This window comes from Piscinibacter sp. XHJ-5, assembly GCF_029855045.1.
Lineage (GTDB): Bacteria > Pseudomonadota > Gammaproteobacteria > Burkholderiales > Burkholderiaceae_C > Albitalea.
The window spans coordinates 3447250-3465580 of the sequence record NZ_CP123228.1 but is presented as its reverse complement, the minus strand read 5'-3'; the positions used below and the strand labels follow the sequence as shown (position 1 = coordinate 3465580).

The 18331-nt window shown below is 68.3% G+C and carries 17 protein-coding genes; 14 read left to right on the top strand and 3 right to left on the bottom strand.

The window, feature by feature from the left end; genetic code table 11:
* Positions 1-15: 15 nt before the first annotated feature.
* From dnaX to recR, 3 genes are read left to right on the top strand one after another with little or no spacing between them, the layout of a single operon-like run.
* Positions 16-1785, top strand: a complete 1770-nt coding sequence (gene dnaX / locus P7V53_RS16345) for a DNA polymerase III subunit gamma/tau (protein WP_280150458.1) — start codon at positions 16-18, stop codon at positions 1783-1785.
* 18 nt (positions 1786-1803) lie between these two features.
* Entirely contained in the window at positions 1804-2130 is a 327-nt protein-coding gene (locus P7V53_RS16340) for a YbaB/EbfC family nucleoid-associated protein (protein ID WP_280150457.1), read from the top strand.
* A gap of 4 nt (positions 2131-2134) precedes the next feature.
* The gene (gene recR / locus P7V53_RS16335) at positions 2135-2722 is read left to right on the top strand and encodes a recombination mediator RecR (RefSeq protein WP_280150456.1); all 588 of its coding nucleotides are present in this window, start codon (positions 2135-2137) and stop codon (positions 2720-2722) included.
* Positions 2723-2778: 56 nt separating this feature from the next.
* Here the strand turns inward: recR and P7V53_RS16330 are convergent, their stop codons facing one another.
* On the bottom strand, positions 2779-4365 hold the full coding sequence (locus P7V53_RS16330) for a transglycosylase SLT domain-containing protein (protein ID WP_280150454.1): 1587 nt from the start codon (positions 4363-4365) through the stop codon (positions 2779-2781).
* Positions 4366-4658: 293 nt separating this feature from the next.
* Between P7V53_RS16330 and P7V53_RS16325 the strand changes: the two genes are divergently transcribed.
* The 4 genes from P7V53_RS16325 (at position 4659) to P7V53_RS16310 (ending at position 10295) form a co-directional block, all read left to right on the top strand.
* Positions 4659-5492, top strand: coding sequence for a class I SAM-dependent methyltransferase (locus P7V53_RS16325; protein WP_280150453.1), 834 nt, complete (start codon positions 4659-4661; stop codon positions 5490-5492).
* The gene (rnhA, locus tag P7V53_RS16320; protein ID WP_280150452.1) at positions 5489-5974 is read left to right on the top strand and encodes a ribonuclease HI; all 486 of its coding nucleotides are present in this window, start codon (positions 5489-5491) and stop codon (positions 5972-5974) included. The genes P7V53_RS16325 and rnhA overlap by 4 nt, the downstream gene beginning before the upstream one ends.
* A gap of 70 nt (positions 5975-6044) precedes the next feature.
* Positions 6045-7217, top strand: coding sequence for an efflux RND transporter periplasmic adaptor subunit (locus P7V53_RS16315; RefSeq protein WP_280150450.1), 1173 nt, complete (start codon positions 6045-6047; stop codon positions 7215-7217).
* A 12-nt stretch (positions 7218-7229) separates the two neighbouring features.
* Entirely contained in the window at positions 7230-10295 is a 3066-nt protein-coding gene (locus tag P7V53_RS16310) for an efflux RND transporter permease subunit (RefSeq protein ID WP_280150448.1), read from the top strand.
* An 8-nt stretch (positions 10296-10303) separates the two neighbouring features.
* On the opposite strand, the gene P7V53_RS16305 is transcribed toward P7V53_RS16310, so the two are convergent.
* Positions 10304-10657: a multidrug efflux SMR transporter gene (locus tag P7V53_RS16305; RefSeq protein ID WP_280150446.1), complete on the bottom strand. Its 354-nt coding sequence runs from the start codon at positions 10655-10657 to the stop codon at positions 10304-10306.
* A 114-nt stretch (positions 10658-10771) separates the two neighbouring features.
* Between P7V53_RS16305 and P7V53_RS16300 the strand changes: the two genes are divergently transcribed.
* The 6 genes from P7V53_RS16300 (at position 10772) to dnaB (ending at position 16065) form a co-directional block, all read left to right on the top strand.
* Positions 10772-12868 (top strand): cation acetate symporter, encoded by a 2097-nt coding sequence (locus P7V53_RS16300; RefSeq protein ID WP_280150445.1) that lies wholly within the window; start codon positions 10772-10774, stop codon positions 12866-12868.
* Positions 12869-13036: 168 nt separating this feature from the next.
* Positions 13037-13405: a 30S ribosomal protein S6 gene (gene rpsF, locus P7V53_RS16295; RefSeq protein ID WP_280150444.1), complete on the top strand. Its 369-nt coding sequence runs from the start codon at positions 13037-13039 to the stop codon at positions 13403-13405.
* A 34-nt stretch (positions 13406-13439) separates the two neighbouring features.
* On the top strand, positions 13440-13721 hold the full coding sequence (gene priB, locus P7V53_RS16290; protein WP_280150443.1) for a primosomal replication protein N: 282 nt from the start codon (positions 13440-13442) through the stop codon (positions 13719-13721).
* A gap of 46 nt (positions 13722-13767) precedes the next feature.
* Positions 13768-14058 carry a 30S ribosomal protein S18 gene (gene rpsR / locus P7V53_RS16285; protein ID WP_280150442.1) on the top strand — a complete coding sequence of 97 codons (291 nt, stop codon included), beginning with the start codon at positions 13768-13770 and terminating at the stop codon, positions 14056-14058.
* Positions 14059-14069: 11 nt separating this feature from the next.
* On the top strand, positions 14070-14522 hold the full coding sequence (gene rplI, locus P7V53_RS16280) for a 50S ribosomal protein L9 (protein ID WP_280150440.1): 453 nt from the start codon (positions 14070-14072) through the stop codon (positions 14520-14522).
* Positions 14523-14649: 127 nt separating this feature from the next.
* Positions 14650-16065 carry a replicative DNA helicase gene (gene dnaB, locus P7V53_RS16275; RefSeq protein WP_280150439.1) on the top strand — a complete coding sequence of 472 codons (1416 nt, stop codon included), beginning with the start codon at positions 14650-14652 and terminating at the stop codon, positions 16063-16065.
* Here dnaB and P7V53_RS16270 read toward each other — a convergent pair.
* Positions 16059-17129, bottom strand: coding sequence for a mechanosensitive ion channel domain-containing protein (locus P7V53_RS16270; protein ID WP_280150438.1), 1071 nt, complete (start codon positions 17127-17129; stop codon positions 16059-16061). The genes dnaB and P7V53_RS16270 overlap by 7 nt on opposite strands.
* A 130-nt stretch (positions 17130-17259) precedes the next feature.
* On the opposite strand from P7V53_RS16270, the gene P7V53_RS16265 reads away from it, so the two are divergent.
* Entirely contained in the window at positions 17260-18237 is a 978-nt protein-coding gene (locus P7V53_RS16265; protein WP_280150437.1) for a tripartite tricarboxylate transporter substrate binding protein, read from the top strand.
* Positions 18238-18331 lie beyond the last annotated feature (94 nt).

Genomic DNA, 18331 nt, shown 5'->3' with positions numbered 1-18331 from the left:
CGTAGAATGGCCCGCATGAGCTACCAGGTCCTCGCCCGCAAATACCGCCCACGCAGCTTCGAGCAGCTCGTGGGGCAGGAGCATGTGGTGCAGGCGCTGGCGAATGCGCTGACCCAGGGCCGACTGCATCACGCCTACCTTTTCACCGGCACCCGCGGCGTCGGCAAGACGACGGTGTCGCGCATCCTCGCGAAGTCGCTCAATTGCACGGGGCCGGACGGCGCGGGCGGGATCACGGCGCGTCCGTGCGGCGCGTGCGATGCGTGCCGCGACATCGACGTCGGCCGCTTCGTCGACTACGTCGAGCTCGACGCGGCTTCGAATCGCGGCGTCGAGGAGATCACGTTGCTGCTGGACCAGGCGGTCTACAAGCCGGTGGTGGGCCGCTTCAAGGTCTACATGATCGACGAAGTGCACATGCTGTCGAACACCGCGTTCAACGCGATGCTGAAGACGCTGGAAGAGCCGCCGGAGTACCTGAAGTTCGTTCTCGCCACCACCGATCCGCAGAAGGTTCCGCCCACGGTGCTGTCGCGCTGCCTGCAATTCAACCTGCGACCGATGGCGCCGCAGACGGTGCAGGAGCATCTGGCCCACGTGCTGTCGGACGAAGGCATCGCCGCCGAGCCGGGCGCGTTGCGCCTGCTGTCGCGAGCCGCTCGCGGGTCGATGCGCGATGCGTTGTCGCTCACGGACCAGGCCGTCGCCTTCGGGGCCGGCTCGCTCAGCGAAGCCGGCGTGCGTCAGATGCTGGGCGCGGTTGACCGCGGGCACGTCGTGCGCATCGTCGAAGCGCTGGCCGCCAGCGATGGCGCGGCACTGGTCGAGACCGCCGATGCGCTGCGCGGCCTCGGCTTGTCCGCTGCGGGCACGCTGGAAGAACTGGCCGACCTGCTGCAGCAGATGGCGGTCCTGCAGGCAGTCCCGGGTGCGCTCGACAGCAGCGATCCGGACGTCGCCGCCGCGTCGCGTCTGGCGGGCCTGCTGCCCGCCGACGAGACGCAGCTGGTCTACAGCATGGCGCTGCACGGCCGCGCCGAGCTGGCGCTGGCACCCGACGAGTACAGCGGCCTGGTGATGGTGCTGCTGCGCATGCTCGCGTTCCGCCCGCCGCGCGGCGGCGATGAGGTCGTCGCGCCGGCGCGCGGCAGCTCGCAGGCTGCATTGGCCGCGCCGGTCGCTGTCGCCGCCCCCAGGCCTGCCCCGGCCAGGCAGCAGCCCGCGATGCCGGCTGTCGCGGCGGCCGCGCCCGCGGCCCGCGTCAAGCCTTCGGTCCAGGAGCCGCCGCCGTGGGAGGAGGTGCCGTTCGAGAGCGAGGACCCGCAGCCGCCTGCCGGTGTCGCGGCCGCGCCCACCGAGCCCGCACGACCGGTCCTGTCGCGCACCGACCTTGGCGACCGCTGGAACGATGTCGTGGAGCGGATGGTGAAGCAGGGTCTCATCGGTGCGCTGGTGCGCGAGTTGGCGATGCAAGCCCAATGCGTCGCAGCGTCCGATGAAGGCGCCACGGCGGTCTGGCGGCTGCGCGTCGAACGCGAAACGCTGCGCGCCGCGGCCCAGCGCGACAAGCTGCAAGCCGCGCTGGCGCAGATCTCGGGCCGTGCGGTTCGCCTCGAGGTCGAGGCGGGCCCGGCCGAGGACTCGCCCGCCCTGCGCGCGGCCGCCGAGCGCGAGCGCCGGCAGCGAGAGGCGGAGCAGATCATCCACAACGACCCGCTGGTGCAGGCGCTGATGTCGCAATACAAGACGGCGCGCATCGTGCCGGGTTCGATCAAACCGCATTGAGATTTCTGGAGAAACGCCATGATGAAGAACCAACTCGCCGGCTTGATGAAGCAGGCGCAGGCGATGCAGGACAACCTGAAGAAGGCGCAGGAGGAGCTGGCCACCATCGAGGTCGAAGGCCAGTCCGGCGCCGGCCTGGTGAAGGTCACGATGACCTGCAAGCACGATGTCAAGCGGGTCGCCATCGATCCCAGCCTGCTGGCCGACGACAAGGACATGCTCGAAGACCTGGTGGCCGCTGCCTTCAACGATGGCCTGCGCCGCGCCGAGGAGGTGTCGCAGGAGAAGATGTCCAAGCTGACCGCTGGCATGCCGCTGCCGCCGGGCATGAAGTTCCCGTTCTGACTCCGTGGCCGAACCCGCCCTCGACGCACTGATCGATTCGCTGCGCCGCTTGCCCGGTGTCGGCGTGAAGTCGGCGCAGCGCATGGCGTTCCACCTGCTGCAGCACGACCGCGAGGGCGCGCAGCGGCTGGCTGTGTCGCTGCAGTCGGCGGTTGCCCACCTGCGTCATTGCGAGCGCTGCCATACCTTCACGGAGAGCGCCGTCTGCAGCACCTGCCTCGACGCCTCGCGTGACGCGCGGTTGCTGTGCGTGGTCGAGAACCCGGCAGACCAGGCGGCGCTGGAGCGCACGGGGAGCTACCGCGGCATGTACTTCGTGCTGATGGGACGGCTGAGCCCGCTCGACGGCGTCGGCGCGCGCGACATCGGCCTCGCACAACTCATCGAGCGCGCCGGCGGCGGCGTGGTGGAGGAGGTCATCGTCGCGACCAACTTCACGGCCGAAGGCGAGGCGACGGCGCACGTCATCGGCGAGGCGCTCAAGTCAAGGGGCCTGCGGGTCACACGCCTGGCCCGCGGCGTGCCGATCGGCAGCGAGCTCGAGTACGTGGACCTCGGCACGATCGCCCACGCGCTGGTGGACCGGCGCTGATCCGGTGCGGGACTTCCCTCTGCCGGGCGGTGTCCCGCCAGAGGAGAGCGGGACACCTAGCGGCTTTTCGAGACCTTCGCCGGGCGCAGCTGCGCGCGCGGATTCTGCGGCCGCGTGGTCTTCACGTTGGCCGTGCGGCGCGTCGGCTGCACGGTGTGCGGGCCAGCGGCCTTGCCCGCGAGAAAGACCACGATGGTCTCGCCCGGCTTGAAGCTGGCGCCGGGGCTGACATCGTTCCACTGCGCGACTTGCCTGGCCGACAGCCGATAGCGGCGCGCGATGCTGGCCACCGTGTCCTTCCTGCCCGCTTTCAGCGATACCTTGCGCGCCGGCGGCAGGTCGGGCGCGAGCGCCAGCATGGCGTTGTCGGCGATGTGGTCAGAGACGTCGGTGCTGCGGTGCGCGCTGCGCGGCACCAGCAGTGTGGACCCGCCCTTGACCAGCATGCGCGGCGGGATGCGGTTGATTTCCCGCAGCTGCGCCTCGCTCATGCCGACTTGCTTGGCGGCGTCGGCCGGCCGCAGCGTCTTGGGGGCGATCCACGCGGTCCAGCTCGCCATCGCTCCGCGGTGATCGCCGACCGCGCGCACGAAGCGGTTGGCGTTGTCGTAGGGCAGCAGCACATAGGGTGTACCGGCGGCGAGGATGACCGGCTTGTTCATCTGCGGGTTCAGCGCCTTGAAGTCGTCGAGCGGCAGTCCGGCAAGGCGGGCGGCGACGTCCACGTCGATGTCGCGCGTGATCGGCACGCTCAGGAAGTAGGGGTGGTTCGCGACTTCAGGCAGCGCCAGTCCGAAGGTCTCGGGCTTGGCCACGATGTTCTTCACCGCCTGCAGCTTGGGCACGTAGAACTGCGTCTCGTACGGCATGCGCAGGCTCAGGTAGCCGGTGGGCAGCCCGCTGCGCTGGTTGCGGCTGATGGCGCGCTGCACATTGCCTTCGCCCCAGTTGTAGGCGGCCAGCGCGAGGTGCCAATCGCCGAACTGCGCATGCAGCCGCGCCAGGTAGTCGAGCGCGGCGCGGGTCGAGGCGAGCACGTCGCGGCGGTCGTCGCGAAAGACGTTCTGCTTGAGGGAGAAGTCGCGGCCGGTGGCCGGCATGAACTGCCACATGCCGGAGGCCTTGGCCGAGGACATCGCCGCCGGGTTGAAGGCGCTCTCGATGAACGGCAGCAGCGCGAGTTCGGTGGGCATGCCGCGGCGCTCCACCTCCTCGACGATGTGAAACAGATAGCGGCTGCCGCGTTCGGTCATGCGCTGCACGTAGTCCGGGCGGGTCGCGTACCACTGCTCGGCGTCGCGCACGAGGTCGGTGTCGATGTCGGGCATCGAGAAGCCCCGCCGCACGCGGGTCCACAGGTCGGCGCGCGCGGCGGTGTCGTTGAGATCGACCAGCACCTCGGGGCGCAGCGGGTCGACCGGCTGCGGTGCTTCCGCCTCGACCGGCGCGGCAGCCGCCGACTCGGCCGCAGGGCTGGCGGCTTGCGCCACCGCGGGGGCGGACGCGGGGGCCGAGGCCGCCTCGGCCACGGGCGCGGGCGGTGGCGCTTCGGCCACAGGGGGCGCGGGCGTGGCGCAGCCGGCAATCAACAGCGCGCAGACCGACGCACACGACAGGCTGCGCAGACCAGCAAGGTGACTCATCGAAAGGGGTTCTTCCATAGGCGCATGGGCGCCTCCAGATTGTCGTTGGACCGCTCGCCCGCGTGGGCAGCACGCGGCGTCGCGGGCGTGCACTCGTTCGCGCAACAGACGAATGCTGGGACCGGCAATGAAGCAAGACGTAACGGCAACGCATGCATCGGCGCCTGTTGCCTCCGAAGGCTCGGTCGCGCTTGCCGGGATCGGGTCGCTTCGACGACCCTCGGGGTGGGGGTCACTAGAATGCCTTCGTCCAGATGCAGTGGTCGGAGAAGGCAGGCAGCACGATCGATTTCATGACGAAAAGCCCCGCGATTATAAGTTTGGCCGAGTGGCTGCGGACCCCTGCAGGCCGCTACCTGCTCGCGTGGGAGCAGCAGCATCTGGACCGCGCCGTCGCCGACATCTTCGGCTTTCATGCGGTGCAGCTCGGCCTGGCCGAGCTCGACGCGCTGCGTGCCAATCGCATGCCGCATCGATGGGTGTGCGGCGATGGTTCTCCGCCGCTGCCGCCAGCGTTCGACGAGCGCATCGCCGCGCCTGCCGCCATCGCGCTGCATTGCGACTTCGACGCGCTGCCGTTCGACAGCCAAAGCCTCGATCTGGTCGTGCTGCCGCATGCGCTGGAGCTCGCCCGCGATCCGCACCTTGCGCTGCGCGAGGTCGAGCGCGTGCTGCGGCCCGAGGGCCGGGTCGTCATCGTGGGCTTCAATCCCACCAGCCTGTGGGGACTGCGTCAGCGGCTGGGCCGCATGCGCCGCGGGCTGGGCTTCTCGCGCCGCCGCGCGCTGTTCCTGCCGAGCGCAGGCGACTTCATCGGCTACCGACGCCTGCGCGACTGGCTGCGCCTGCTGAGCTTCGACATCGAAGCGGGACGTTTCGGCTGCTACCGACCGCCGGTCGCTTCGGATCGCTGGCTGTCGCGTTTCGAATGGACCGAAGGCGCCGGCGACCGCTGGTGGCCGGTGTTCGGCGCCCTCTACTCGCTCACCGCGGTCAAGCGGGTGCGCGGCATGCGGCTCGTCGGCCTGGTGCGCAACGAGCGCGTGAAGCCCAAGGCGGCGCCGGCCGTCGTCGCCCATCACCATCGCGGCATCCGCCGCGGCGACAAATCCAACCACGATCGATGAGCACCATCACCACCACCGAAGCGGCCACCTCTGCGCGCGGCATCCAGCGTCCGAGCGTCACCATCTACACCGACGGCGCGTGCAAGGGCAATCCGGGCCGCGGCGGCTGGGGCGCCTGGCTGTCCTCCAACGGCCACGAGAAGGAGCTGTTCGGAGGCGAGGCGCTGACCACCAACAACCGCATGGAGCTCACCGCGGTCATCGAAGCGCTGGCCTCGCTCAAGCGCACCTGCGACGTCACGCTCTACACCGACAGCGAATACGTGCGCAAGGGCATCACCGAGTGGATCCACGGCTGGAAGCAGCGCGGCTGGAAGACCGCCGAGAAGAAGCCGGTGAAGAACGCCGATCTGTGGCAGCGGCTCGACGCGTTGCGCAACCTGCACCATGTCGATTGGCGCTGGGTGCGCGGGCATGCCGGCGACCCGGGCAACGAGCGCGCCGATGCGCTGGCCAATCGGGGATGCGAACAAGCGACCTGACGCGGGTTGCGCCGGCTGCAGGGCGTGCAAGCAGACGTTACAGTCGGGCTGGGAATCCGCACTTCATCCGATGAACAAGCTGCATACCGTGGTCGCCGTGGCCGGCATTGCCGTGGCCGGCGGCATCGCGTACTGGATCCAGAACAAGAGCCCTGCATACGCGACCACCGAGGGACAGGCCGCGCGTGCGCCGGCTGCGGCAGCCCCGGGCGCAACACCGGCCGGCGTGGTCGCCGTCGAGGTGGCGCGGGCCGAGTCACGCTCGCTGCTCGATGACGCAACCGCCGTCGGCTCGCTGCGATCGCGCCAAGGCATCATGCTGCGGCCCGAGGTGGCCGGGCGCATCGTCAAGCTCGGCTTCGTCGATGGCCAGCCGGTGAGGAGGGGCCAGCTGCTGGTGCAGCTCGACGACCAGTTGCAGGCGGCGGAACTGCGTCAGGCCGAGGCACAGGTCGGTATCGCGCAGGCCAACTACCAGCGCAACAAGGACCTGGTGGCGCAGAACTTCGTCTCGCAGCGCGTGCTCGACGAAAGCTCCGCCGGCCTCGAGGTCGCGCAGGCGCAGGCTGCGCTGGCTCGCACGCGGGTCTCGCGCATGAAGATCACCGCCCCCTTCGACGGCATCGTGGGCATCCGCAACGTGAGCCTGGGCGACTACGTGAAGGACGGGGCCGACCTGGTGGGGCTGGAGGACATCTCGTCGGTCTTCGTCGACTTCCGCATGCCCGAGCGCTTCCTGACGCGCGTGCGACCGCAGCAGCGCGCCGACGTGACGCTGGACGCGCTGCCCGGCAAGTCGATGCAGGCGACGATCGAGGCGGTGGACCCGCAGCTCGACGCGAACGGCCGCTCGCTGCTGGTGAGGGCCCGTCTCGACAACCAGGCTGGTTTGCTGCGTCCCGGCATGTTCGCCCGCGTGCGTGTCGTGTTCGCCAGGCGCGACAACGCCATCGTCGTGCCCGAGGAGGCGCTCGTGCCGCAAGGCAACAAACAGTTCGTCGTCAAGGTGCTGCCAAGCCCCAAGGGGCCGGTGTCGCAGCGAATCGAGGTGGCGGCCGGCGCGCGGCAGGAAGGCAAGGTGGAAGTGCAGGGCACCGGCATCGCAGCCGGCGACACGGTGGTCACGGCGGGGCAGGCGCAGCTGATGCGCGGCGACCAGCAGCCCCTGCGCCTCATCGAGCTGGGCAAGCCCGGCGGCACCCGGGGGCCGGCCGGCGCGCCCTCCGCGCCGGCCCCGGCCTGAGCGGAAACGGCGATGCAGCTGCCCGAGATCTCCATCCGGCGGCCCGTCTTCGCGACGGTGCTGTCGTTGCTGCTCGTCCTGGTCGGCCTGGTGTCGTTCACGCGCCTCACGGTGCGCGAATACCCGAAGATCGACGAGCCGGTGGTCACCATCACGACGCGCCTGCCCGGCGCGTCGTCCGAGGTCATCGAGTCGCAGGTGACCAAGCCGCTCGAGGATTCGATCGCCGGCATCGACGGCGTCGACATCATCACGTCGATCTCGCGCACCGAGCAGAGCCAGATCAGCGTGCGCTTCAAGCTCGAGAAGAACCCCGACGACGCGGCGGCCGACGTGCGCGATCGCAGCTCGCGCGTGCGCTCGAAGCTGCCGCAAACGATCGAGGAGCCGGTCATCGCGAAGGTCGAGGCAGACGCGACGCCGACGATCTGGCTCGCGTTCTCGAGCGAGACCATGCCGCCGCTGGCCGTCAGCGACCTGGTCAACCGCATCGTCAAGCCGAGCCTTCAGACGGTGCCCGGCGTCGCCGACGTGCAGATCTTCGGCGAGCGCAAGTACTCCATGCGCATCTGGCTCGATCCGGACAAGCTGGCCGCCTACCGGCTGACGGTGCAGGACGCCGAGGAGGCGCTGCGCAAGCAGAACCTCGAGGTTCCGGCCGGGCGCATCGAAGGCCAGCAGCGGGAGTTCAACGTCACCGCACAAACGGATCTGACGACGGCGGCGCAGTTCGCGCAGATCGCCGTCAAGCAGGTCAACGGCTTCACGGTGCGCATGCGTGACATCGCGCGCGTGGAGCAGGCGCCGCAGAACGAGCGCACCAGCGTGCGGCTCAACGGCGTGCCGTCGGTGTCGCTGGGCGTCATCCGGCAGGCGACCGCCAATCCGCTCGAGGTGTCGAAGGCGGTGCGCGAAGTCATGCCGCGCATCCAGGACCAGCTGCCCCCCGGCGTGCAGGTGAAGGTGGCCAACGACAACTCGGTGTTCATCGACCGCTCGGTGAAGTCGGTGTACGCGACCATCGGCGAGGCGGTCGTGCTGGTGGCGCTGGTGGTGTTCGTGTTCCTTCGCACCTTGCGCGCCTCGATCATTCCGCTGGTCACCATTCCCGTTGCGCTGATCGGCGCGTTCGCGCTGATGGCGGTGGCCGGCTTCACGATCAACACGCTGACGCTGCTGTCGCTCGTGCTGGCTATAGGGCTGGTGGTCGACGATTCCATCGTGGTGCTGGAGAACGTCTTCCGCCATATCGAGGAGGGCATGACGCCGTTCGCGGCCGCCATCCGCGGCGCCAAGGAAGTGGGCTTCGCCGTGGTGGCGATGACGCTGACGCTCGCGGCGGTGTTCGCGCCGCTGGCGTTCACCCCCGGGCGCACGGGCCGGCTGTTCATCGAGTTCGCGCTGACGCTGGCCGGCGCGGTGATCGTGTCGGGCTTCGTCGCGCTCACGCTCACGCCGATGATGTGCTCCAAGCTGCTGCGTCACAACCCGAAGCCGAACCGGTTCGACCGCGGCATGGAGGCTGCGCTGGTGGGCGTGACCGGGTTCTACCGGCGCGTGCTGGTATGGACGCTGGCGCGCCGCTGGCTGGTCGTGCTGGTCATGGTTGCCAGCGGCGCCGCCAGCTGGTGGCTGTTCGGCACCATGAAGCGGGAGCTGTCGCCCATCGAGGACCGCGGCGTGATCCTGACGCTGGTCAACGCGCCCGACGGCTCGACCATCGGCTATACCGAGAAGTACATGCAGGAGATCGAGAAGATCGGCATGTCGTTCACCGAGTTCGACCGCGTGTTCGTGGTGGCCGGAAATCCCACCGTCGCGCAGGGCGTGTCCTTTCTGCGTGCGGTCGACTGGAGCGAGCGCAAGCGCCGCACGCCCGAGCTCGCTCGCGAGCTGCAGCCGCGCTTCGGCGGCCTGCCGGGCGTCACCGCGTTTCCGATCACCCCGCCGTCGCTGGGCCAGGGCTTTCGCGAACGGCCGGTCAACTTCGTGCTGCTCACGTCCGACAGCTACGCCAACCTGGCCCAGGTGACGCAGGCGTTCCTCGCCGAGATGGCGAAGAACCCGGGCCTCGTCCTGCCCGACACCGACCTGCGGCTGAACAAGCCCGAGATCTACCTCGAGGTCGACCGGGAGCGGGCGGCCGACCTGGGTGTCGCCGTGGACACGGTGGTGCGCAGCGTCGAGACCATGCTCGGCGGGCGCCAGGTCACGCGCTACAAGCGCGACGCCGATCAGTTCGACGTGATCGTGCAAACCGACGCCACCGACCGGCACGTGCCCACCGACATCGAACGCATCTTCGTGCGCGGCCGCAACGACGCGATGATCCCGCTGTCGGCACTGGTCAAGGTCAGCGAGTCGGTATCGCCGCGCGAGCTGAACCACTTCAACCAGCGCCGCTCGGTCAGCATCACTGCGAACCTCGCGGCGACGTATTCGCTCGGCGAGGCGATCGACTTCATGGACCAGACGGCGAGCAAGGTGCTCAAGCCCGGCTATGCCACCGAGCTCAACGGCGTGTCGCGCGAGTTCAAGTCGTCCAGCGGCTCACTGGGCGTGGTGTTCGTGCTCGCGCTGCTGTTCATCTTCCTGGTGCTGTCGGCACAGTTCGAAAGCTTCGTCGATCCGATGGTCATCCTGCTGTCGGTGCCGCTGTCCATGGTGGGCGCGCTGGCCGCGCTGCAGTGGAGCGGCGGCACCTCCAACGTGTATTCGCAGATCGGCCTGATCACGCTGGTGGGCCTCATCACCAAGCACGGGATCCTGATCGTCGAGTTCTCCAATCAGCTGCGGCGAGCCGGCCGCAGCACGTTCGAGGCGGTGACCGAAGCGGCGACGATGCGCCTGCGCCCCATTCTCATGACCACCGGCGCGATGGTGCTCGGGGCGGTGCCGCTGGCCTTTGCCGGAGGCGCGGGCGCCGAGAGCCGGCAGCAGATCGGCTGGGTGATCGTGGGCGGCATGTCGCTGGGCACGCTGCTCACCATCTTCGTCGTGCCGACGATGTACACGCTGTTCGCTCGGGCATCCGCGCCGGGCGCGAACACCACGCCGGTGGAATCGCACGCGGTGTAGGAGCGCCGCTACGAGGCTGCGTTCGAGCTGGCGTGCAACCCCAGCACGCCGATGACGACCAGCCCGATGCTGGCGAGCTTGAGCGCCGTCACCGGCTCCTTGAAGTACCAGATGCCGATGGCCGCCGTGATCACCGTGCCGACGCCTGACCACACCGCGTAGACGATGCTCAGTCCCAGCACACGCACGACGAAGGTGTTGAGTGCGAACGAGAACGCGTAGAAGACGAAGATCAGGACCGACGGCGTGAACCGGCTGAAACCGTCGGACAGGCGCATGCACACCGTGCCGCAGATCTCGAAGAAGATCGCGATGGACAGCAGCCACCAGGCCTGGGTGAAGCTGGGCGTGAACGAGATCAAGCCGCGTCTTTCTGCGTTGGGGCGGATCGCGCCATGGCGGCCAACTGTACCTATCGAAAGCCCTGAGCGAAACGTCGCCAGCCGCACGCGCCGGCTACCGGACAATCGAGCCCGATGCCGAGAGCCGACGACCCGACCCCCCGCGCGCTGCGCACTGCCTTCCGGCGCCGCCTGGACCGCATCTACCTCTGGTACACGATCGGCTTCGTTGCCTTCACGCTGGGCCTGGCTCTGTTCGAGCAGATGGGCATGCCCAAGCGCTGGATCGGCATCACCTTCCTGCTCGCCACGGTCGCGCTGTATGCCTGCATCGGCATCATCAGCCGCACCACCGAGGCGGCCGAGTACTACGTCGCCGGCCGCCGCGTGCCGGCCATCTACAACGGCATGGCCACTGCCGCCGACTGGATGTCGGCCGCTTCGTTCATCGGCCTGGCCGGCTCGCTCTACCTGCAGGGCTACAGCGGATTGGCCTTCATCATGGGCTGGACCGGCGGCTACTGCCTGGTCGCTTTGCTGATCGCGCCGTATCTACGTCGCTTCGGGCAGTACACCATTCCCGACTTCCTCGGCGAGCGCTATGCGAGCCGCCTGGCGCGCTTCATCGCGCTGGCGGCGGCGATCCTGTGCTCGTTCCTTTACGTCGTCGCGCAGATCTACGGCGTGGGCCTAATCACGACGCGGCTCACCGGCGTCGATTTCGTCGTCGGCATCTTCCTCGGGCTGGGCGGCATCCTCGTGTGCTCCTTCCTGGGCGGCATGCGCGCAGTCACGTGGACGCAGGTGGCGCAGTACATCATCATCGTCATCGCCTACCTGATCCCCGTGATCTGGCTGTCGGTCAAGCAGACCGGCGTGCCGGTGCCGCAGCTCGTCTACGGCGCGCAGCTTCAGCAGGTCACGGAGCGCGAACGCCGGCTCATCGACGACCCGAAGGAGATCGAGGTCATCGAAGCATTTCGCGCACGCGCCGAGGCGTATCGCGCCCGGCTGGAGAACGTGCCGCGGGCGCTGAGCCAGGAGCGGCGCATCGCTCAGGAGCGCGCCGCCGACCTGAAGGCTGCAGACGCGCCGCTCGCGGAGATCCAGCAGGCCGAGAAGGCGCTCGCGACGATGCCGAAGAACGAGGACGAGGCGCGCCAGCAATGGAGCCGTGCGCTCGCCGCGAACGAGGCGCGCGCCAGGCCGCTGGCCGGCATGGCGCCGCACGGCAGGCCGTTCGATGGCGACCCCGGCGGCAGCGCGGCCGAGCAGAGGGCCTTCGACGAGTCGCGGCGCAACTTCTTCGCGCTGGTCTTCTGCCTGATGATCGGCACGGCGGCACTGCCGCACATCCTCGTGCGCAGCTACACCACGCCCACCGTCAAGGAGGCGCGCGAGTCGGTGGCCTGGTCGCTGTTCTTCATCTTTCTGCTGTACTTCACCGCACCCGCGCTGGCCGTGCTGGTGAAGTTCGAGGTGTTCAACGTGCTGGTCGGCACGCCGTTCGATCGGCTGCCCGCGTGGATCTCGAACTGGTCCAAGGTCGATCCCTCGCTGCTGTCCGTCATCGACATCAACCGCGACGGCGTGCTGCAGCTCGGCGAGATGAAGATCGGCGGAGACATCGTCGTGCTGGCCATGCCCGAGATCGGCGGCATGCCGTATGTCATCTCCGGCATGGTGGCCGCCGGCGGCGTGGCGGCCGCGCTGTCGACCGCGGACGGACTGCTGCTCACGATCGCCAACGCGCTGTCGCACGACCTCTACTACAAGCTCATCAACGCCGAGGCGTCGGCGGCGCAGCGCGTGACCATCTCCAAGGTGATGCTGCTGGTCGTTGCGCTGGCCGCGGCCGCGGTGGCGGCCTCGAAGCCGGTCGACATCCTGTTCATCGTGTCGGCGGCGTTCTCGGTCGCCGGATCCGCCTTCTTTCCGGCCCTGGTGCTGGGTGTGTTCTGGTCACGCGCCAACCGGCAGGGCGCGGTGGCCGGCATGGTGGCGGGCCTGGCCGTCACGGTCTACTACCTGGTGCGCAACGACGCCTGGCTGCGCAGCGTGTTCCGGATCCATGCACCGGTGGACCTGTGGTTCGGCATCCAGCCCATTTCGGCGGGCGTTTTCGGCGTGCCGCTGGGGCTGGCGGTGATGGTGCTGGTCAGCCTTGCCACACCGGCGCCGGCAGCGGAGTCGGTGGAAATGGCGCGGGAGCTGCGCTACCCGCGCCGGTAGGCATGCGGACCTTGCGCCAGCCGTTGGCGTGCACAGATGCACTTCCACCGAGCGCTTGCAGGCTATAATCGCAGGCTTTTCCCCCTTGCCACACCCGTTTCAGACGCTTCGGGGTGGCTTCACCGCCCGGCCGCTTTCAGGCCTGGCATGAATCCAGAAGGAGTCTTCATGCGTCACTATGAAATCGTGCTGCTGATCCATCCGGATCAAAGCGAACAGGTTCCGGCCATGCTGGAGCGCTACAAGGGCATCGTCACCGCCGGCGGCGGCAAGGTGCACCGGGTGGAGGACTGGGGTCGGCGCCAGATGGCCTACCTGATCCAGAAGCTCGCCAAGGCGCACTACCTGTGCATCAACATCGAATGCGGCAAGGAAGTCCTCGAGGAGCTCGAGACCGGCTTCCGCTTCAACGACGCCGTGCTGCGCCACCTGACGGTGGTCAAGAGCAAGGCCGAGACGACACCTTCGGTCATGATGAAGATGGTCGAGAAGGAAGAGGCTCGCAAGGCTCCGCAGCAGCAGGAGGCCGCGGCCTGAAGACGGTTGCCGCGCCCGCCGCGCTGAGCGTCGCATGAACCGCCTGGTTCTGACGGCGCAGCTGGCGGAGCGGGGCGCCGTGAGATACACCCCCGCCGGACTGCCGGCCCTCGATTTGAGCCTGAAGCACGAATCGGAGGTCACCCAGGACGGCCAGCCTCGCAGGGTCTCGGTGGAGATCAAGGCGCGGGCCATCGGGGCGATCACACAGCGCCTTGCGGGACTCGAGATCGGCAGCAGCCACGGCTTTGCCGGCTTCCTCGGTTCCCAGCGAAACGGACGCGGCGTCGTGTTTCACGTGACCGAGCTCGACTGACTCGACAGCAAGACATTGATCCGGACAGATTTGAAAGAGGTGAGATATGCCCCCGCCACGTGGTAAAGGTAAGTTTTCCAAGGACCGCAAGCCCAAGCGCAACCAGCAGTCGCTGCTGTTCCGCCGCAAGCGCTTCTGCCGCTTCACGGTCACCGGCGTGACCGAGATCGACTACAAGGACGTCGACACCCTGCGCGACTTCATCAGCGAGAACGGCAAGATCACGCCGGCCCGCCTGACCGGCACGCGCGCGTTCTTCCAGCGTCAGCTCACGACTGCCATCAAGCGCGCGCGCTTCCTGGCCATGCTGCCGTACACCGACCAGCACAAGGTCTGAGGAGCCACGACATGCAAGTGATCCTGCTCGAAAAGGTGGCCAACCTGGGCAACCTCGGCGATGTGGTCAAGGTGAAGGACGGCTACGCCCGCAACTTCCTCATTCCGACCCGGGCCGCGCGCCGCGCGACCGAGGCCGCGATCAAGGAGTTCGAACAGAAGCGCGCCGACCTCGAGAAGGCCGCCGCCGACAAGCTCGCCGCCGCGCAGGCGCTGGGCGAGAAGATGAACGGCCGCACCGTGCACATCACGCAGAAGGCGGGTGTGGACGGACGCCTGTTCGGCTCGGTGACCAACTTCGACATCGCCGAAGCGCTGACCCGCATCGACTTCAAGGTGCAGAAGGCGCAAGTGCGCCTGCCCAACGGTCCGCTGAAGACCGTCGGCGAGCACACCGTGACGGTGTCGCCGCACACGGACGTGGCGGTCGAGGTGAAGGTGGTCGTGGTCGGCGAGACCGACTGACCTGCGCCGCTCCATCGGAAGGCCGGCACTGTGCCGGCCTTTTCTTTTGTGATTTCCCCCGGCCGTCCCCTGCATTTCCACAGCGCTGTCCACAGGCGGCGGCGAGAGCCGCTCGTATCATCGATCGATGTCCACGGTCTTCGAATTTCCCCTGCCTGGCGAGCGTGACGACGAGGTTGCCAGGCTGCGCGTCCCGCCGCACTCCATGGAGGCCGAGCAGAGCGTGCTGGGTGGCTTGCTGCTCGACAACAGCGCATGGGACCGCGCCGGCGACCTGCTGGTGGACAGCGACTTCTACAGCTTCCAGCACCGCCTCATCTTCGGCGCCATCGGCCACCTGATCAACGCGACCAAGCCGGCCGACGTGATCACCGTGTTCGAGCGGCTGCAGAGCCTGGGCAAGGGCGATGAATGTGGCGGGTTGACCTACCTCAACGCGCTGGCGCAGAGCGTGCCCAGCGCGGCCAACATCCGCCGCTACGCCGAGATCGTTCGGGAGCGCGCCATCCTGCGCAAGCTGGTCACGGCCAGCGACGAGATCGCGACCAGCGCCTTCAACACCCAGGGGCGCCAGGTCAACGAGATCCTCGACGAGGCCGAAGGCAAGATCTTTCGCATCGGCGAGGAGGGCTCCAAGTCGAAGCAGGGCTTCCAGAGCATGGACTCGCTGGTGGTGCAGCTGATCGACCGCGTCAACGAGTTGCATGAGAACGGCGCGGAAGACGTGACCGGGGTGCGCACCGGCTTCTACGACCTCGACCGCATGACGGCCGGCTTGCAGCCCGGCGACCTGATCGTGCTGGCGGCGCGCCCGTCGATGGGCAAGACCGCGTTCGCACTGAACATCGGCGAGCACGTGGCGGTGACCGAGGGCCTGCCGGTGGTCGTGTTCTCCATGGAAATGGGCGCGGCTCAGCTCGCATTGCGGATGGTGGGCTCGCTGGGTCGCATCGACCAGTCCAACCTGCGCACCGGCCGCTTGCGCGACGACGAGTGGGGCCGCTTGTCCGAGGCAGTCGAAAAGCTCGGCAAGGTCAGCATGTTCATCGACGAGAGCCCCGGCCTCACGCCGAGCGAAGTCCGCGCGCGGGCCCGCCGGCAGGCGCGGCAATGCGGGCAGCTGGGCCTCATCATCGTCGACTACCTGCAGCTGATGAGCGGCAGCGGCGGCGGTGGGGACGAGAACCGCGCCACCGAGATCGGCGAGATCTCGCGCGGCCTGAAGTCGCTGGCCAAGGAGCTGAAGTGCCCGGTGATCGCGCTGTCGCAGCTCAACCGCAGCGTGGAGACGCGCACCGACAAGCGGCCCATGATGAGCGACCTGCGCGAGTCGGGCGCGATCGAGCAGGACGCCGACGTGATCATGTTCATCTACCGCGACGAGTACTACACCAAGGAAGCGTGCAAGGAGCCGGGCGTGGCCGAGATCATCATCGGCAAGCAGCGCAACGGGCCGACCGGGACCTGCAAGCTCACCTTCCTGAAGCCGCTGACCAAGTTCGACAATCTCGCGCCCGGCCACAGCGGCGGCGACGACTACTGAGCGATCGACTCGGCTGCCGCCGGCGCCTGCCGATCCAGTCGGGCCCGCAGCGCCGGCAGTGCCAGCGGATATTCACGCTGCACGAAATCGATCAGGCCTTCGCGGAGCTCGCAGCGCAGGTCGAAATTCGGACCCGAAGCGGCCGAGCTGACGAGGATGCGCAACTGCATCGCTCGCTCGCTGGCATCGGTGACCTGCACCACGCAGACGCGGCCGTCCCAGTTGGGCGAAGCCTCGCACAAGCGCTTCGCCTCGCGCCGGATCGGCTCCACCGGCAGCGTGTAGTCGGTCCACAGGAACACCGTGCCCAGGATGTCGGCGCTGCGGCGCGTCCAGTTCTGGAACGGGTGCTCGATGAACCAGCCGAGCGGCACGATCAGGCGGCGCTCGTCCCAGATCTTGAGCACGACGTAGGTGGCCCTGATCTCCTCCACGCGGCCCCATTCGCCCTCGACAATCAGCACGTCGTCGATGCGGATCGGCTGCGCCAGCGCGATCTGCAGGCCGGCCAGCAGGTTGCTGAAGACGGATCGCGCGGCGATGCCGACGATCAAGCCGGCGACCCCCGCCGAGGCGAGCAGGCTGGCGCCGAGCTGGCGTGCCCGTGGAAAGGTCATCAGGATGAACGAGAGCCCGGCAAGGAGCACGAGGCCGCTGCCGATGCGCGCCAGCACGCGGGTCTGCGTCTGCACGCGACGCGCGGAGAGGTTGTCGGCCACGTTCGCCGGATGCAATGCAATGACGCCGTCAGCGACGCCGCGCAGCGCCGCAATGGCCATCCAGGTGGCTGCAGCGATCGTCAGCACGCCGATCAGGTGCTGCGCCGTGCCAAGCCCTTCCAGGTCGCCGGGCATACCCTGCAGCGCCAGCTGCAGGGCGGCCAGTGGCAGCAGCAGCTGGACCGGGCGGTCGCAGCGGCGCACGATGCCGCTCAGCACCGGCGAGAAGCCCGCCACGCGCAACACGATGGGTCGAAGCATTCGCTGGGCCACCTGCGCCACGATGACGATCACCAGGGTCACCCAGGCGATGTGTCCCCAGGGCCCGAGAGGCAGTCCGCTCATGGCGGCCAAGTATCGGGGCGATGCGAAAGGCGGCACGGGGGATGGGGCGATCCGGGCACATTGACAGCACTTCGAAAGGCGCTGCGCGGATGATGCAGGGGCGCCTCAGCTTCTACGAACAGGAGACAGCATGCCTTCCACGATTCGCCGCCGCACCTTGCTCGCAGCCACTCCAGCCCTGCTCATGCCTCCGCTTGCGCATTCGCAGGCCTCCTGGCCCAGCAAGCCCATCCGCTTCGTCGTGCCCTTTGCGCCCGGCGGCAGCTCCGAAATCGTCGCGCGCGCGACCGCAGCGGAGCTGACGAAGTCGCTCGGCCAGAGCGTGTTCGTCGACAACAAGCCGGGCGGCTCGGGCAACATCGCGATGAGCGAGGTCGCCCGCGCCGACGACCAGCACACGCTGATCCTCGGCCACATCGGCACGCTGGCGGTGAATCCGTACATCTACGAGAAGCTGCCGTACGACCCGAACAAGGATTTCAAGCCGATCTCGCTGCTGGCCAAGGTGCCCAGCCTCTACGTGGTGCATCCCGACGTGGCGGCGAAGAACCTCAAGGAGTTCGTCGCGCTCGCCAAGGCCAAGCCGGGCCGCCTCAACTATGGGTCGGCCGGCAACGGAAGCGCCGGCCATCTGGCGTTCGAATACCTGAAGATGGCGACCAACACCTTCGTCGTGCACGTGCCGTATCGGGGCACCGGCCCACAGCTGACCGACCTGCTCGCGGGACGCCTCGATGCGGCCTCGGTGGGTGCGCCGGCGATCCTGCAGTTCATCAAGGCCGGCAAGCTGCGCTGCATCGCCACCGGCACGCGTGAGCGCATCGCGCAGCTTCCCGACGTGCCGACCGTGGCCGAGCAGGGCTATCCCGACTTCGAGATGACGCAGTGGTACGGCCTGCTGGCCCCGGCCTCGCTCGCACAGCCGGCGGCCGAAAAGCTCGCGGCCGCCGCGCAACGGGCCATGAAGGAGAAGGAGGCGCTCGATCGGCTTGCCAACGACGCGGCCATCCCGGTCGGAGGCACGCCCCGGGACTTTGCTGCCTTCATCGCTCAGGAGCAGCAGCGCTGGAAGGCCGTCATCGCCCGGGCGAAGATCAAGCCGGAGTGACCCGCGGCGCCAAGCGCACGCTTCACCTTGTGTCCGCATGGGCACAAAGAAGCAACACCCGCGACAACGCGCTTCCTCATTCTTCGCGCACAAG